Origin of the sequence: Paraburkholderia metrosideri (assembly GCF_904848625.1) — a bacterium.
GTDB lineage: Bacteria > Pseudomonadota > Gammaproteobacteria > Burkholderiales > Burkholderiaceae > Paraburkholderia > Paraburkholderia metrosideri.
This window is the reverse complement of the sequence record NZ_CAJHCP010000005.1, coordinates 39342-53914: the sequence shown is the minus strand read 5'-3', so window position 1 is coordinate 53914 and position 14573 is coordinate 39342. Positions and strand designations below refer to the sequence as shown.

General features: G+C 58.0%; 16 protein-coding genes. 10 read left to right on the top strand and 6 right to left on the bottom strand.

The genetic code is table 11. From position 1 onward, the window contains the following. Window positions 1-79: 79 nt before the first annotated feature. Both LMG28727_RS11495 and LMG28727_RS11490 read right to left on the bottom strand, forming a co-directional pair. Entirely contained in the window at window positions 80-442 is a 363-nt protein-coding gene (locus LMG28727_RS11495) for a hypothetical protein (RefSeq protein ID WP_328810596.1), read from the bottom strand. Between the two features lie 580 nt (window positions 443-1022). Next, on the bottom strand, window positions 1023-1412 hold the full coding sequence (locus LMG28727_RS11490) for a hypothetical protein (RefSeq protein ID WP_201642451.1): 390 nt from the start codon (window positions 1410-1412) through the stop codon (window positions 1023-1025). A gap of 513 nt (window positions 1413-1925) precedes the next feature. On the opposite strand from LMG28727_RS11490, the gene oxlT reads away from it, so the two are divergent. The 4 genes from oxlT to LMG28727_RS11470 all read left to right on the top strand — a co-directional run bounded on the left by oxlT (window position 1926) and on the right by LMG28727_RS11470 (window position 6878). After that, complete coding sequence (gene oxlT / locus LMG28727_RS11485) at window positions 1926-3260, top strand: oxalate/formate MFS antiporter (protein WP_201642450.1); 1335 nt, start codon at window positions 1926-1928, stop codon at window positions 3258-3260. Between the two features lie 64 nt (window positions 3261-3324). Beyond that, window positions 3325-5067: an oxalyl-CoA decarboxylase gene (oxc, locus tag LMG28727_RS11480; protein WP_201642449.1), complete on the top strand. Its 1743-nt coding sequence runs from the start codon at window positions 3325-3327 to the stop codon at window positions 5065-5067. Window positions 5068-5092: 25 nt separating this feature from the next. Beyond that, window positions 5093-6343 (top strand): formyl-CoA transferase, encoded by a 1251-nt coding sequence (gene frc / locus LMG28727_RS11475; RefSeq protein ID WP_201642448.1) that lies wholly within the window; start codon window positions 5093-5095, stop codon window positions 6341-6343. Between the two features lie 103 nt (window positions 6344-6446). Continuing rightward, window positions 6447-6878: a PAS domain-containing protein gene (locus tag LMG28727_RS11470; RefSeq protein ID WP_201642447.1), complete on the top strand. Its 432-nt coding sequence runs from the start codon at window positions 6447-6449 to the stop codon at window positions 6876-6878. Window positions 6879-7319: 441 nt separating this feature from the next. On the opposite strand, the gene LMG28727_RS11465 is transcribed toward LMG28727_RS11470, so the two are convergent. Next, the gene (locus tag LMG28727_RS11465; RefSeq protein WP_201642446.1) at window positions 7320-7718 is read right to left on the bottom strand and encodes a hypothetical protein; all 399 of its coding nucleotides are present in this window, start codon (window positions 7716-7718) and stop codon (window positions 7320-7322) included. Window positions 7719-8019: 301 nt separating this feature from the next. On the opposite strand from LMG28727_RS11465, the gene LMG28727_RS11460 reads away from it, so the two are divergent. The 3 genes from LMG28727_RS11460 to LMG28727_RS11450 all read left to right on the top strand — a co-directional run bounded on the left by LMG28727_RS11460 (window position 8020) and on the right by LMG28727_RS11450 (window position 10220). Beyond that, entirely contained in the window at window positions 8020-8943 is a 924-nt protein-coding gene (locus LMG28727_RS11460; protein ID WP_201642445.1) for an ATP-dependent Clp protease proteolytic subunit, read from the top strand. 240 nt (window positions 8944-9183) lie between these two features. Then, window positions 9184-9477, top strand: a complete 294-nt coding sequence (locus LMG28727_RS11455) for an HU family DNA-binding protein (RefSeq protein WP_268960478.1) — start codon at window positions 9184-9186, stop codon at window positions 9475-9477. A gap of 176 nt (window positions 9478-9653) precedes the next feature. Next, a complete protein-coding gene (locus LMG28727_RS11450; RefSeq protein ID WP_201642443.1) occupies window positions 9654-10220 on the top strand; it encodes a YSC84-related protein in 567 nt (188 codons plus the stop codon). A gap of 201 nt (window positions 10221-10421) precedes the next feature. Here the strand turns inward: LMG28727_RS11450 and LMG28727_RS11445 are convergent, their stop codons facing one another. Together LMG28727_RS11445 and LMG28727_RS11440 are read right to left on the bottom strand one after the other, a co-directional pair. Then, window positions 10422-10661, bottom strand: coding sequence for a hypothetical protein (locus LMG28727_RS11445; RefSeq protein WP_201642442.1), 240 nt, complete (start codon window positions 10659-10661; stop codon window positions 10422-10424). After that, window positions 10661-11632 carry a LysR family transcriptional regulator gene (locus LMG28727_RS11440; protein ID WP_236591740.1) on the bottom strand — a complete coding sequence of 324 codons (972 nt, stop codon included), beginning with the start codon at window positions 11630-11632 and terminating at the stop codon, window positions 10661-10663. The genes LMG28727_RS11445 and LMG28727_RS11440 overlap by 1 nt, the downstream gene beginning before the upstream one ends. Window positions 11633-11638: 6 nt before the next feature. Here LMG28727_RS11440 and LMG28727_RS11435 point away from each other — a divergent pair, with 6 nt between their 5' ends. The 3 genes from LMG28727_RS11435 (at window position 11639) to LMG28727_RS11425 (ending at window position 13240) form a co-directional block, all read left to right on the top strand. After that, the gene (locus tag LMG28727_RS11435) at window positions 11639-11815 is read left to right on the top strand and encodes a hypothetical protein (protein ID WP_201642441.1); all 177 of its coding nucleotides are present in this window, start codon (window positions 11639-11641) and stop codon (window positions 11813-11815) included. Further along, on the top strand, window positions 11812-12522 hold the full coding sequence (locus tag LMG28727_RS11430) for an SDR family NAD(P)-dependent oxidoreductase (RefSeq protein ID WP_201642440.1): 711 nt from the start codon (window positions 11812-11814) through the stop codon (window positions 12520-12522). Before LMG28727_RS11435 ends, LMG28727_RS11430 begins: the two co-directional genes overlap by 4 nt. A 130-nt stretch (window positions 12523-12652) precedes the next feature. Then, window positions 12653-13240, top strand: a complete 588-nt coding sequence (locus tag LMG28727_RS11425) for a nuclear transport factor 2 family protein (protein WP_236591737.1) — start codon at window positions 12653-12655, stop codon at window positions 13238-13240. 202 nt (window positions 13241-13442) lie between these two features. On the opposite strand, the gene LMG28727_RS11420 is transcribed toward LMG28727_RS11425, so the two are convergent. Next, window positions 13443-14330, bottom strand: coding sequence for a hypothetical protein (locus LMG28727_RS11420; RefSeq protein ID WP_201642439.1), 888 nt, complete (start codon window positions 14328-14330; stop codon window positions 13443-13445). Between the last annotated feature and the right edge of the window lie 243 nt (window positions 14331-14573).

Below are 14573 nucleotides of genomic sequence, written 5' to 3'. Positions count from 1 at the left end.
CGCTGCGGCCATTTTTTTTGCTTTCTGTTTGCTGTTGTCCGTGGCTTGTCGCCTGTTGTGTCGTGCCTGATTGGATCGCTCAGTGCGGCGCAGTGGATAGTTGCTGCACGGGGGTGGAGGGCAGCTTCACCGCACGTTTCGGCGATGGCCTTTTGCGGGGCGAAGCGTTTGCCTCTTCGAGGGGCGCTTTGGCCATCTTCGATGCATCGGCCAGCAATTTCGTCGCTTGCTGCGCCGTGAGACGACTGCGCGGGATGCCCTTCGCGTCGAGTGCAATCACCTGGAACAACTCGCGGTCGCATTCGAGATCCTGCTGATACTGCTCGGCCGTGTCCACCAGCAATTCGAGCAACGTCTGACGACGCTTTCTCTCGTCGTGTGTGAAAACAGGATTTCTAACTATTGATGTCGCAAGTGTGATCAACGTGTCCAGTTGACTCAATTGCCGGTCGCATAAATCGAATGCGGACAGGGCAAGCTTTTCGTACTGGATTGCGCCGACTGATGGGCGTGAAGCGGTTGATTTTTGACGGACCTAGGCAGGGTGCGATCTCCCTGTTGCTTCGAAGGGTCGCCCGGACACTGGCCTTGCTTTGGGGAAGGGCTGAGCGGGCACGAAGTAGGGTTAATGGAATGGACGCCCCCGCCCCTGCAGTACAGATGTGCCAAAGTAAGGATCTCAAGCGTTAGCTCGAAGGAGAGCAGACCGGCGTTGAAACCAAAACTGGCGAGCCTTGCGGCTCCCCCACCACAGCCCGCCCATAGAAATATAGACGTGCAGAGGCAGACGCACACCTGCCTGGGCAGGCGTGCGGGTTTCAACTTCAGGCTGCTAAACCTGGTCGCAGGGCGTTTCCCGACGACTTCGTAATTAGAAGGGAGGGAAGCTATCTCGGATTGAGTCTCGGGGCTAGATGTTGGGCTAGACCGAATGGATAAGGTCGAGTGAGGCGGTAGGCTCGCGAAGCAGATCAATGGAAGCGAAATCGACAGTGCCCGCGCAAACCGCAGCGACGCGCAATCTACACGCCAGCCAGCGCTGGCAACTCCAATTCATACGATGCACGCTCGCGCCAGCGGTTCACTTGCGCTAAAGGCATCGCGTGAGTCGGACTCGGCGCACTATCGACGCGCCCCTGGAAGCGCGATGGATAGCGGGATTTTTTCTTGTCGAGAATTGCCAGACTCAAAAACTCAGCGCTATACGCCTTCAGCAAGTGCGCATGATGCGCCTCGATGTAAGCGGCAATCTGCTCATGTTCGTCGTGAATCGTGGCCAGCGACGTCAGCGTGCGCTCATCCCAACGGAAGCGCAGGCCGAGTTCTTCGAAAGCGGCGTTGTAGGCACAAAGTTGCGCCTCGACTTCCGCATCATGAGCGCTGTCGCGCGTATGAAATTGAGGGATGTTCATCGTCGTCTCCTTCCGGCAAATGGCACGACCAAGCATAGAAGGGCGATTGGATAAACAATAATTAAAGTTTTTTCAAAAACGATAAGGCTTTATTTATATGTGCAATTTTCTGCGTCGCGATTTCGACTCGAAAACTCTCGCTTTCGCGGTGCGCTACCACCAGCTGAGTACCAGGGAAAGTCCCGCTACGTCCCAGGGATTCGACAACACGGGCGCAGAGGCGCGTCGCCGGAAGCGTTGCCTGTCGTATTACCGATACCTAATGCAAACCATAAAATATTTTAACTTTCGTTTATCGTCTTTCTCGCGCAGCATCCCCTCACACCCGCTGCACGTCCAATAGCTTTCACCCCGCTTGTTGTGCGTTCAACGAGTAAGAGCTTTCGTTAGTGAGCTTTTCTCTGGCCGACCATTGGCGCTTCTTTGCTCGCAGACAATCGAGCGACGAAGCGATTCGATCACGTAAGTCCAACGCGCCGCTCGAGCGCGACGGAAAGTACAGGAGACGGAGACATGGGACATTCCAACGTAGCGGAGACCGGCCGACCAGCGTTCTGGCATCAACGGTGGGTGCAACTCGCGATCGGCGTGATGTGCATGGGACTGGTCGCGAACCTGCAATACGCGTGGACGTTGTTCGTCGTACCAATAGACAACGCTCACCACTGGGGACAAGCGGCGATCCAGACCGCATTCACCATCTTCGTCGTCACCGAAACCTGGCTAGTTCCCATCGAAGGCTGGCTCGTCGACAGATTCGGACCGCGCCCGGTGGTGATCGGCGGCGCGCTCTGCGCAGCTATAGGCTGGATGATCAACGCTCATGCAGGCAGTCTCACCGAACTCTATATCGCGGCAGTCATCGCCGGTATCGGCGCGGGCTGCGTGTACGGCACCTGCGTCGGGATGGCACTCAAATGGTTCCCGGACAAACGCGGTCTCGCAGCCGGGTTGACAGCGGCGGGCTTCGGCGCCGGCGCGGCGATCACGGTGATTCCAATTGCCAACATGATTGCGCGTTCGGGCTACGAGCACACGTTCATGTTCTTCGGCATTTTCCAGGGCGTCTGCATCCTGCTGCTCGCCACCTTGCTGGTACGGCCTAAACCGCCTGCCTACGCGATCGCGCCTAAACGCATAGTTGCAAGCAAGATCGACTACACGTCCCGCGAGATGATCCGTTCGCCGCTGTTCTGGGTGCTCTATCTGATGTTCGTATTCGTCGCGGCCGGCGGCATCATTGCAACCGCTCAGCTAGGACCGATCGCGAAGGAATACGGCTTCGCCAGAATGCCGGTCAACCTGCTGGGCATCACGCTACCGCTCCTCACGATGACGCTGTCCATCGACAATCTGTGCAACGGCTTCACTCGCCCTCTGTGCGGCTTTCTATCGGACCGCATTGGCCGTGAAAACACCATGTTCATGATCTTTCTCGGCGAAGGCGTCGCGCTGCTCGGACTGATGCAGTTCGGCCATAACCCGTACGCGTTCATGTTCTTCGCCGCCGCCATCTTCCTTTGTTGGGGCGAAATCTTCTCGATCTTCCCGGCGACCTGTGCGGACACGTTCGGCAGCAAATACGCCGCGGCGAATGCGGGGACGCTCTACACCGCGAAAGGGACTGCCGCGATGCTGGTGCCGGTTGCATCGGTGCTGTCCGCGAATGGTGGCTGGAGCACCGTGTTTATCTCAGCGGCCGTCATATCGATCGCGGCCGCCGTATCCGCGAAATTCATTCTCGCCCCTATGAGAAAGCGCTGGATCGAAAACTCAGGCGCGCCAGCCGGCGTGGCCATCGCCGAGGCACGGTTGCAACCGTCGTCGTCCGGCGGCTCGTCTGAATGAATGACCCCGTGAGCTCGCCGCTCACGATCCCACTCATCACGCCCCGCTACCCAGGAGAGATGTCATGGCAGAAGCCGACCAGCCCACAACAGACACTACGTCACAACAACAGGCGAGCGAAACGACCGATGGATTCCATCTCGTCATCGACGCGCTGAAACTGAACGACATCAATACCATCTTCGGATTGGTCGGCATCCCGATCACCGACCTCGCGCGGCTTGCACAAGCGGAAGGGATGCGCTTCATCGGCTTCCGTCATGAACAGCACGCAGGCAACGCGGCGGCGATTTCCGGCTACATCACGCAGAAGCCGGGCATCTGCCTGACCGTGTCGGCACCGGGCTTTCTCAACGGCTTGACAGCCCTCGCCAACGCGACCACGAACTGTTTCCCGATGATCCTGATCAGCGGGTCGAGCGAACGCGAAATCGTCGATCTGCAGCAGGGAGATTACGAAGAAATGGATCAATTGAACGCGGCGAGGCCTTACGCCAAGGCAGCGTACCGCGTGCTCCATGCGGAGGATATCGGCATCGGCGTGGCGCGTGCGATCCGTGCTGCGGTGTCTGGCCGCCCGGGTGGCGTCTATCTGGACTTGCCCGCCAAGCTGCTCGCTCAAACGCTAGATACCGTCAAGGCGCAGCAGTCGCTGGTGAAAGTGGTCGACGCCGCGCCGCGTCAGTTGCCGGCGCCGGAATCGGTCAAGCGTGCGCTTGACGTGCTGAAAAGCGCAAAACGTCCGCTGATCCTGCTAGGCAAGGGGGCGGCGTATGCCCAGGCTGACGCGGAAATCCGCGCTTTCGTCGAGCAAAGCGGTATTCCGTATCTGCCGATGTCGATGGCCAAGGGCTTGTTGCCCGACACCCACGAGCAATCCGCGTCGGCGGCGCGTTCGTTCGTGCTGCAGGAAGCCGACGTTGTCGTGCTGATTGGCGCGCGTCTGAACTGGCTGCTGTCGCATGGCAAGGGCAACACGTGGGGCGCGGCGCCGAAAAAGTTCGTGCAGGTCGATATTTCGCCGACTGAAATCGACAGCAATGTCGCGATCGCCGCGCCGGTGATCGGCGATATCGGCTCGTGCGTGGCGGCGCTTCGCGCCGGCCTCGATGAGAACTTCGCCAGGCCGGCGGTCGAATGGACCGGTGCAATCGCCGAGCGCAAGAGCCGGAATCTCGCAAAGATGGCCGCGATGCTCGACAAGAACCCGTCGCCAATGAATTTCCACAGTGCTTTGCGTGCGATCCGTGACGTGCTGAAGACGCGCCCGGACATCAACGTCGTCAACGAAGGCGCGAACACGCTCGACTACGCGCGCAGCATTATCGACATGGCCGAGCCGCGCAAGCGCTTTGATTCCGGCACGTGGGGAATCATGGGTATCGGGATGGGCTTCGCCATCGGTGCGGCGGTCACGACCGGCAAACCGGTGGTCGCGATCGAAGGCGACAGCGCGTTCGGATTCAGCGGCATGGAACTCGAAACCATCTGCCGCTACGAGTTGCCGGTTTGCACGGTCGTATTCAACAACAACGGTGTGTATCGCGGCACCGACGTGAACCCGACGGGCGGCAAGGACGTTGCGCCGACTGTGTTCGTGAAGGGTGCGCGCTACGACAGGATGATCGAGGCATTCGGCGGGATCGGCTACCACGCGAGCACGCCGGAAGAACTGACGAAGGCACTCGTTGAGGCAATTGCATCCGGCAAGCCTAGCTTGATCAATGCCGTTATCGACGAAGCCGCCGGCACCGAAAGCGGCCGCCTGACGAATCTGAATCCGCAAAGCGCGGCAATGAAAAAGTAACCGGATCAACCACGGAGATACCAACATGACCAAACCTCTCGAAGGCATCAAGATCATCGACTTCACGCATGTTCAGGCCGGTCCCGCGTGCACCCAGTTGCTCGCCTGGTTCGGTGCCGACGTGATCAAGGTCGAAAGGCCGGGTTCGGGCGACGTCACGCGCAACCAGTTGCGCGACATCCCGGATGCCGACGCGCTGTACTTCACGATGCTCAACAGCAACAAAAAGTCGCTGACACTCGACACGAAGAAGCCGGAAGGCAAGGAAGTGCTCGAAAAACTGATCCGCGAATCCGATGTTCTGGTCGAGAACTTCGGGCCGGGCGCGTTGGACCGGATGGGCTTTTCGTGGGAACGTCTGAACGAACTCAACCCCAAGATGATCGTCGCCTCGGTGAAGGGCTTCAGCGATGGCCACCACTACGACGACCTGAAGGTCTACGAAAACGTTGCGCAATGCGCGGGCGGAGCGGCCTCCACCACCGGCTTCTGGGACGGTCCGCCGACCATCAGCGCAGCAGCGCTCGGCGACAGCAACACGGGCATGCATCTCGCGATCGGCATTCTGACTGCACTGCTCGGGCGCGACAAAACCGGCAAGGGCCAGAAGGTCGCTGTGTCGATGCAGGACAGCGTGCTGAACCTGTGCCGCGTGAAGCTTCGCGATCAGCAGCGACTGGAGCGAGTGGGATATCTCGAAGAATATCCGCAGTATCCGCACGGCGAATTCGGCGATGTGGTGCCGCGCGGCGGTAATGCGGGAGGCGGCGGGCAGCCTGGCTGGGTGCTCAAATGCAAGGGCTGGGAAACGGATTCGAATGCCTATATCTACTTCACGATCCAGGGCCATGCATGGGAGCCGATCTGCAAAGCACTCGGCAAGCCCGAGTGGATCGATGACCCAGCCTATAAAACCGCCGAAGCGCGTCAACCGCATATCTTTGAAATCTTCAAAACGATCGAAGCCTGGCTCGCCGACAAGACCAAGTTCGAAGCGGTCGACATCTTGCGTAAGTTCGACATTCCGTGTGCGCCAGTGCTGACGATGAAGGAACTGGCCAATGATCCTTCATTGCGGGCGAGCGGGACGATCGTCGAAGTACCGCACAAGAAACGCGGCTCGTATCTGACCGTCGGCAGCCCGATCAAATTCTCGGACATGAAGCCGGAGGTCACTGCCTCACCGCTGCTCGGAGAGCATACGGACGAAGTGCTGGCGAGCCTTGGCTACAGCAAGCAGGAGATTTTCAATCTACGCGAAGTCAAAGCGGTTTGACGGCGTCACGCAGGCCGGGGGAATCCGGCTCTGATGTGCAGATAAGGCGCCTCTGACGGCGCCGAATTCGATTCAAATCCGCTTTTTCCCCTGGAGGAGCGCCGTGCAAACTGCCATCGATTTCCAGCAACTTGCCAATGCCATCGGCGACGCGATCATCATCTCCGATGCCGGCGGCGGCATCACCTTCTGGAACCCCGCAGCCGAACGCATGTTCGGCTTTACGCAAAGCGAGGCGCTCGGCAATTCGCTGGACCTGATCATTCCGGAACGCTTGCGCGGTCGACACTGGGACGGCTATCACAAGACCATGGCAACGGGCGAAACCCGTTACGGCAATGATGTGCTGCGTGTCCCCGCCGTGCATAAGGACGGACGGTCAATGTCGATCGCCTTTACAGTTGCATTGCTGTATTCGCCGCAAAATGAACTCAACGGCATCGTCGCAGTGATTCGCGACGAATCCGCCCGTTTCAAGGAGGATCGCTTGCTGCGCCAGCGTCTTGCGGAGCTGGAAGCGTCCGCGCGCGTGTGAGCGGCGGGATGAAAGCGCAGTCCTCGTTCCGCCGTCTGCGGCCAGGGCGCCAGAATTGGGCTATGTTCCTGCATTTTTGCGGATCGTCGACGATCGTGGTGAGGTCGTCGAAGGTCCGTTCATGGCCGGCACCGGTCCAATGCGAAACGAGTTGTCACACCGTGCACATCGCCCGGCGTTAAGCTGCGCGCGAGCCACTTAACTCCGTCGGCCCATTGTACTGGTGCGTGCATAGGCATGGCCAGTATGGCCCCACCCCATGCGACGCTCCCAATTGCCAAGTGACGCCCGGAGTAACAGCTCCACCCGCCGAGGGCTCGACCGAGCACACGCATCCTGAGGCTGAATCGCGCGCACCGCCGACCACCGCGGCAAATTCCGCCGGCGCGTATCTTTCTTCGCTACCAGTTGGTTCCCAGCCGCATCGGCAATGCTTGAGGGTTAGTGGTAACCGGATTGCACCGGTGATCCTAATGGCCGAATCACTGCGGCTGCTCGCGCCTCGTTTCTCTGCGCGTACGAAGTGGTTCCAAGTGGATTGCTTGCGCGATCGTACCCGTTCAGTTCTTCATCAATGACAAAATCGGCGACTCTCATCGCGTTCAACCCATTGCCGTCCACGTCGCTCCACTCACGAATCGCACGATTGACTTTGGTTAGTGCGGTCACAGCCAGTAGTACAGCGTCCGTCTCTGTGATCTTGCCTTCAAGTTCATCTGCCAGATAGTCCGCGACCCGTAAAGCCGCCGCGATCAAATTGGTGTCATCAAGCAAATTCGTCAATACTGCCTGAACCACTGCGAGGCAGGCACCTTTTCGTGCAAGTGCAATATCTGTCATCAGGTTCTCCAGATTCGAGGCGACTGGATAGCAAACTTTTGCGGCCACGACGCATTGATGGCCATTAGAACGACGACGACTGAACCGCTGATTCAGCCACAATCACAATTTACTCCGGTTCTCGCGCACGTTTTATCGAAGTGCACCGTCGCAAGACGTCGGGCAGCATTCAGGGCGGCAGCCAAAGTAGATATTCTCCTATGCACCTTCCTTTCATGAATTGCATCAGAGGACGTCATAGCGTGTCGCTACACTGCCTAGACAAGACGATTCTGCCTCTGACATCAAGGGGGAGACATGTATGCGTAGCAACGAGCACCAAGTAGCCACGCAGGCGACGATGCCAGGCCTGATGCAACGCTTTCGTGTGGCACTTTTTCTCACAGTGCTGATGCTCCCCCGGGTAGTTCAAGGGATGGATTTCAACATCTACTACCAACCCCAGCTTGCGCTGAAATTGGTTGTCGGCAAAGGAAGCATTCGGGACGGTGACGCCGACAGGTTCCTGGCGTCCGCCAAAATGGCCGATCGTGATAGAGAAGGACTCGTTGTCCTTGTATTAAACAGTCCCGGAGGAAATGTCGAGGCGGCCTTTCGTGTCGTCGATGCAATGGACAAGGTGCGCGTCTATACCACCGTTCCAAATGATGCGAAGTGCGCGTCCGCTTGCGCTTCCATTCTGTTCGCTTCGGGCCAGCGCCGAAGCGTTCTCGGTACCGGGCTGCTTGGCTTTCATAGCTGCTACCGGCGCGATGAGCGAACCTACGTCCAGGATTCTTTGTGCAACGAAATAATCGCGGCAAATGCAATGCAAAGAGGAGTCAGTCACGCCGGCATTAATCGCTTCGTCAAACAATATGGTGCACGAGACATGGCATGGGTTGGCCGCGAGGTTGCCTGCCAATCGTTGGAAGGGCTATGCAAGCCCGGATTGCTGGAAACCCAACGTGGATCGAAGGCAGCGCTGATGCAGAGCTTTGATTGCGGGAAACTCATATCGGTTCAAGCTCAGCTCATATGCGGGGATGCGGACCTCGCCCGGCTCGATGAAACGTTGTCAAACGTCTACGATCAAGCGATGAAAGTGTCTGCCAACAAAAAGCGACTCAAGGCGGATCAACGCACATGGCTTCTCACTTCTCGCAACGCGTGTGGCGACAAAGCGTGTCTACTCCAAAGCTTCCGTCTCCGCATCGATCAACTAAAGCGGCAGCGCTCGGGGTGAGGTTCCGGCTAACGTTGTCCGTATTCGATGATCCCCGTCAGGCGGCCCCGATGTTCAAGTCGTAGTCGAAAATGCCCTACGCCGTCTGAGCACGGTTTCTGCGGGCATTCCAGACCATCAACTTTTTTGCCTCTCGACAGCCACGAGACAACAGCGTCGCACAGGTGATTGTGCTGCCCGAAATAGGCCCAAGGGGCAATTGCGCGCGCCTCGATCGTCGGCTACGGTTACCACGCCACCATCACAGGAGTGATTCCGATGAACAAACATGAACTCGTAGAAGCAGTCGTGGCCACGACCGGCGCAAGCAAGACGGCCACGGGAGGAACGATCGACGCGTTCATCTCCACAATCACGGATGCAGTCACTAAGGGCGACGCCGTCCACTTGATGGGCTTCGGATCTTTTTCAATAGGTGCCCGTGCCGCGCGAGCCGGTCGTATTCCCTCGACTGGCGTCGAGATTCAGATCGCCGCTGCGAAGACCGTGAAGTTCACGGCCGGCAAGGCATTCAAGGAGGCTGTGAACGCCTGAAACATAAAAGTCGGCGTATGGAAACGTGCCGGACTCACCGCCGCTGGCCGCCAGGATACTTCGCCTGAGATCTGCGTGATGCAGCGATCCAGCAAAGTATTTTTCTGCTACTGGCACGATGAGTGGGCGGATGTCACGGCAGTGCTTGAACTCGATCAATCCATGGAGAACCTATCATGCTCAAACGTCTGATATTGATGCTCGCAGTCCTGTTGATGTTGCCCATTGGTGCTGCTCGGGCCGACGAATATACGGACACCCTCAACCTGTTCAGGAACGCGGGAGAAAGCGGCAGTCTTCTGCATAGTGCTTATGGTTACGCCGTGTTTCCGAAGATTGGCAAAGGGGGAGTTGGTATAGGCGGTGCCCATGGGAAGGGTCGCGTCTATGCGCAAGGGAAACATATCGGCGATACATCGATGACTCAGATCACCGTGGGCTTGCAGCTTGGGGGGCAAGTGTACAGTGAGCTCATCTTGTTCAAGGATGAACGAGCCCTCAAAGAATTCACCCATGGTAACTTTGAATTTGGCGCAGATGCCAACGCGATCGCGATCACCGCGGCGGCTGGCGCACAGGCAGGCACGACGGGCGGCACCTCTACTAACGTAAGTGGCGGCAAGAAAGATGCCAAAACGACCGGCGCCTTTCGAAAAGGCATGGCTGTCTTTACCGTGGCCAAGGGCGGGCTGATGTACGAGGCAAGCGTTGGCGGCCAGAAGTTCTCTTACACCCCTCGTTGATTTTCGCGGAGTCTTAACGAGCCGGCGTTTAAACGTCTGCGTCGGCCTGAATCAACAGCGGGCATTGGTGGATCTGAGCCCGACAGCGGCCGGCGTGGGTCTACCCGAGCGTTCGGGCTTCATTGCGCAGTGTCTGGTCACTAGAGTTACAGTTCGTCCCAGTAAGGGAGGCGCCCTGGTCCGGCTGGGGCACTTCACTAATCAGAAATTTTCCTGCGGCGCCATGCGCTTTGCCGCCGCATCGCGCAGTTTCACGTTGAATTCAGCGGACATGCAGATACAGTCGACTACTTCAGCAACGACAGCAGGACTTGGAACAAGCGACACGATCTCGTCTATGTCGGCGAGCACGACCATGTCGAGTTCGAATACCAGCAAGACCGCATCGACGACCAACGCCGCGCCTGGCGGCAAGGCTACGGTTTGGTCGCAAATCGACACTAGACCGAGATCGCTTTCAGTTCATCGGCAAGATACGCAACGATGGCTCGGGCGGCCGCTCGGGCGGCCCGGGCAGCGGGATAAACGGCATTGACCTCAAGTGGCTCGACCGCCCAATCGGGCAACAAAGGGATGAGCCGGCCATCGGACAGCTCGGCGCGGCACCCCCATGACCCTGTGGCCAGAATCCCAAGGCCCGCAACGGCCGCAGCTGTGGTTCCTTCGTTCAGGGAGATAGTCAGACGTCCCTCTCCCCGGACCATGAGCCGGCGTCCACCCTTTTCAAAGGTCCAGCCGCGCACTCCGGCACCCGATGGGCCCTTGACGAAGGTATGTCTGGCCAGGTCGCCCGGCTCGAGCGGCATTCCCGCGCTGGCCAGATAGTCCGGAGAGGCGACCAGCATCCGGGGGCACCGCCCAAGCATCGTTGAAGTGGCATTTGAGTCCTTCAGCTGTCCAAAGCGGAACGCCACATCCACACCTTCAGCGATCAGATCCTGCCGGTCGTCTGCCATTCGCAGTTCAACGTGCAACGCCGGGTGCGCGCTCATGAACCGTCCTATCCGCGGGATAACCTCGCGCACCCCGAAACTGGTCGACAAAGCGACGCGTAGATGGCCCCGCAGCTCCGCCGTTCCTCGCGCAGCGTGGTCTGCTTCATTTAGTGCGGAGAGAATCGCTTCAACGCGGGCGAGGTAATCGGTACCCGCCTCCGTCAACGTGACGGCTCGCGTGCTTCTTATGAATAGCGCAGCGCCGACTTCTTCCTCGAGCTCCGAGATGCGCCGCGATGCCGACGGTTGGCTTAAGCCCAATTCCCGGCCGGCTTTGGTGAAACTCGATGTGTGGGCAACCCGTACAAATAGCTGAAGGGTCGACAGCTTGTCATTCATTTGCAGGGAGAATAACTGAAAGTCATGTCGGCATTCTACCGCTGTCAGCGTAAATGAATCACCATTCGAATCAAGCAAGCATGAATGTCACTACGCAGAGCGGTGTGGCAACTCTCTCCGTCGATTTTCCATTCGTTGCCGCTACGCAAGACTGTTTGTCCGGCGCGTGTACTCGAAAGCCAGCGCAATGCCTCCGCATTGACGTTGATCAGCTCATTCGTCGTCACGCCACACAACTACGTTTTCTGGAGTAAAGCATGAGCACGCATCAAAAGGTTGTCGTCGTTACCGGTGCATCGCAAGGCATTGGTGCCGACGTCGTCAAGGCATTTCGCAAGCTCGACTACCGCGTCGTTGCGACGGCACGTTCGATCAAGCCGTCGGACGATCCGAATGTTCTGGCCGTCGCCGGTGATATCGGCAATCCAGAAACCGCGCAACGTGTGATTTCCGAAGCCGTCGCAAAGTTTGGCCGGATAGACACTCTGGTAAACAACGCCGGTATCTACATTGGCAAGCCTTTCACGGAAAACACGAGGGAAGACTACGCCGCTGTAATGAACGTGAATATGGCGGGCTTCTATCACATCACGCAACTTGCCATCGCCGAAATGGAAAAGCAGGCGGGCGGCCACGTCGTCAGTGTGACCGCCAGCGTCGTGGACCAGGCGATCAGCGGCATCTATTCGGTACTGGCAGCGCTGACAAAGGGCGGTCTGAACGCCGCAACGAAGTCATTGGCGATTGAGTACGCCAGAAAAGGCATTCGTGTGAATGCTGTTGCACCGGGAATCATTAAGACTCCCATGCACCCGGCGCAATATCACGACATGCTCGACGCGCTCCATCCGCTCGGCCGCATGGGCGAGACCAGCGATATCACCAACGCTATTCTGTTCCTCGAGTCGGCACCCTTCATTACGGGAGAAATCCTGCACGTGGATGGCGGCCAAAGCGCTGGGCGGTAAGTACCAGGACTATCGGCGACCACCGCAATATCTTCGTTGCTCCGTGGCCGGTCGCAGCTCGAACCAATACAGATAAGACAAGTTCAGCCTGCAATTCGTCGGCAGCGCGCTTGAGGACATCCATGTGGTCGTGGCAGCGATCGAGCGCTATACAACCGACGTCCCCGCTGGGGTCGAAGGCCTGGCGCATCCGTACACGGCAAACCGCTTTGCGCGCAGACCTGGCTCGCCGGCCTCGGCGATTGCCAGACTGGCGTACGTGAGCTGCTTGCCGCACGGCAATTCAATAACCTTTATAAAGGTGACTAAAATGACATCTAGTGATATTCAGGAAATCAAGGCATTAAACGCAAAATACAACTTCTCGCTCGACGAGGGCAATGCTGATGCATGGGCAACGTGTTTCACAGCCGACGGAGTCTTCAATGCGGCATTGGGCGGATCGAAACTAAAAGGTACCGAGCAGTTGAAGGCTTTCGTTCCTACGTGCAGCGCGACGTTTGGGACTATGTATCACCTCACAACCAACGAAATTATTTCGGTCGACGGTGAAAATGCTCGTCAAAAGTGCTATCTGCAATTCTTCGCAAAAAAGGACGGTGCTCTGGACGGCTACATTTGTGTCTATGACGATTGGCTTAAGCGGGAGAACGGCGCCTGGAAATACAGCCGTCGAGACGTAGCAACAAAAGACAAATTCACTCATTTGAAAGATTGATACACCACTGAACAAGCCAAGCGAGCATTGACCAACGTGTCCCGCCAGATTCCTGGCGTGTCGCAGTCTCATGGAATCGGGCCGGCCGTTTACTGGTGCCGAGCAGTCGCTTCATCGTCCTATAGCGGAGCCTGCTAAACGGCGCTTGTTGGCCGAACTGAGCCACGATGGCGAGCCTCCCCGTGCGACCCGCACCGGCCAATCAATACGTCAGAGCCAGACTGACTGTCCATCCTTTGACGTGGGGCCCAAATAGATAGGCTGCTCCCGCCCGCACGCGTTTCGACTGTGGGTTGTCTTTTGAAAGGGGAAGTTCGAATCCGGCCCCGACGTTCGCCAACGTTGAAAATCCAAGAGCGTCGTGATTGGGCCCGAAGAATCCGCCGTAGCCCGCGTCGATAACGTAGTTCAACGGGCGCGCAAAGAGCTGAGCACCGGTAGGCGCCGAGTAAGTCGACTGGACCGACCATGAACCGGCCGTTTGTCTGAACCGCAGTAACGGATCAGACTCGTCGAAGCTTGAGATCCACGACCACGCAACATGTCCACGAACAGTCAGCTGCTGCCCCGGCGCCAGGCTCGTCGACCATTCGAGCGCGGCATTCGGTGTAATCAGCCATGCGTTTTCGTGCCAGTTGAATAGCGGTCCATCAAGCACAGGTTTCAAGCCGGTGGCCGCGCCTGCATACGAGGCGTCATTGAGCAACCTCGCTACGCTAAAATCCACACCCGGCTCGAATGTGAACCCATAGCCGAGCCTGCTTTTCAGGAACAGGCCGCCTGTCGCGCTAAAGGCCGACCATTTGCTTGCGATGCTGCCTGCCGCGCCGTTCGGCGCGTCGACCGCGAATTCGTCCTTTTCGCGAAAATAACCGCCGGAAACGCGCCAGCCAACGCTATTTCGATCCGAAAACGTGACCAGACTGCCCTCGTAGGGAATCCGGGTGATGGTCAGTGAGTGCGGGACGGCATCATCTGAGATGTCGAGATGTGAAGAGCTGATGTCCGGCGTCGCGGTCAAGTTGAGAATGTGCGCATAGCCTGAACCAAGACGCGCAGCGCCGATGATGTCCCTGCTGGACTGCGCCATAAGAGATGCAGAGCTTGTAACTGCGAGACAAGCGACAAGAAACCGGGCCGATAGGACCCGCGCAACACTGCGGAAGCTTCCAGTGGAAAATCGCATGCGAGTTTCACTCCGTTTGGCGGCCGGACACGCGCTGGGGAGCACTATACCGTGTGCAGTTGGAGTTGATTTTTTTGAACTCTCTCCTCTCGATTGGGAGCCATCTGCTCAACGCCGAGTTTACATTGGCCGCGCCAACCTAGCCGT

Bases quoted from the DNA above. Each gene is read 5' to 3' on its own strand.
- oxc (WP_201642449.1), top strand. From the start codon at position 3,325: ATGGCAGAAGCCGACCAGCCCACAACAGACACTACGTCACAACAACAG.
- LMG28727_RS11460 (WP_201642445.1), top strand. From the start codon at position 8,020: ATGCGTAGCAACGAGCACCAAGTAGCCACGCAGGCGACGATGCCAGGC.
- LMG28727_RS11430 (WP_201642440.1), top strand. From the start codon at position 11,812: ATGAGCACGCATCAAAAGGTTGTCGTCGTTACCGGTGCATCGCAAGGC.
- oxlT (WP_201642450.1), top strand. From the start codon at position 1,926: ATGGGACATTCCAACGTAGCGGAGACCGGCCGACCAGCGTTCTGGCAT.
- LMG28727_RS11420 (WP_201642439.1), bottom strand. From the start codon at position 14,330: ATGGCGCAGTCCAGCAGGGACATCATCGGCGCTGCGCGTCTTGGTTCA.
- LMG28727_RS11450 (WP_201642443.1), top strand. From the start codon at position 9,654: ATGCTCAAACGTCTGATATTGATGCTCGCAGTCCTGTTGATGTTGCCC.
- LMG28727_RS11490 (WP_201642451.1), bottom strand. From the start codon at position 1,412: ATGAACATCCCTCAATTTCATACGCGCGACAGCGCTCATGATGCGGAA.
- frc (WP_201642448.1), top strand. From the start codon at position 5,093: ATGACCAAACCTCTCGAAGGCATCAAGATCATCGACTTCACGCATGTT.
- LMG28727_RS11465 (WP_201642446.1), bottom strand. From the start codon at position 7,718: ATGACAGATATTGCACTTGCACGAAAAGGTGCCTGCCTCGCAGTGGTT.
- LMG28727_RS11435 (WP_201642441.1), top strand. From the start codon at position 11,639: ATGTCACTACGCAGAGCGGTGTGGCAACTCTCTCCGTCGATTTTCCAT.